The 510-nt window shown below is 69.0% G+C and carries 1 protein-coding gene; it reads right to left on the bottom strand.

All coding sequences use genetic code 11. The annotated features are described in order from the left end of the window. Positions 1-246: FAD-dependent oxidoreductase (locus DAI20_RS20430; protein ID WP_159085183.1), on the bottom strand; the 246-nt coding region annotated here is incomplete at its 3' end. Between the last annotated feature and the right edge of the window lie 264 nt (positions 247-510).

The following is a 510-nucleotide window of genomic DNA, read 5'->3' as shown; positions in this document are numbered from 1 at the left end:
CCACTGGATACCGGCGCGGTCGGCGGCATGCGCCATCGCACCGCCCAAGGCGTCGATCTCCTTGACCAGGTGGCCCTTGCCGATGCCGCCGATGGCCGGGTTGCAGCTCATCGCGCCCACCGTTTCGATGTTGTGGGTCAGCAGCAGGGTGCGCACGCCGGTGCGGGCCGCGGCCAGCGCGGCTTCGGTGCCGGCGTGGCCACCGCCGATGACGATGACGTCGTAACGATGGAAGGACGGGTTCATGGGGGTTGTTCAGCTGGGGGCGGGCGCGGCTGGGGCGGCGCCGGGGTGGCGATTTTAGCGCCATTCGGGGCCGGGACGTCGGTGCCGGCCGGCCGGCGTCGAAATCAGCCCTAAAGTTGGCAGGATTTTTGCAGATAACCCAATAGCACCCACTGTGGCTGGCGCCGTAGGCGCCCGTGACCGGAATTGGAACAGGGGCCGGTACAGGCGCACGGTGGGGGAGCAGAGGGCCGGCAGTCGGGGGACTGTCCGGCCCTGTTTTGT

Origin of the sequence: Planctomonas deserti (genome assembly GCF_003067705.1) — a bacterium.
In the GTDB taxonomy this organism is placed as follows: domain Bacteria; phylum Actinomycetota; class Actinomycetes; order Actinomycetales; family Microbacteriaceae; genus Planctomonas; species Planctomonas deserti.
The sequence above is the reverse complement of the archived record's forward strand: the minus strand, read 5'-3'. Positions and strand labels throughout refer to the sequence as shown.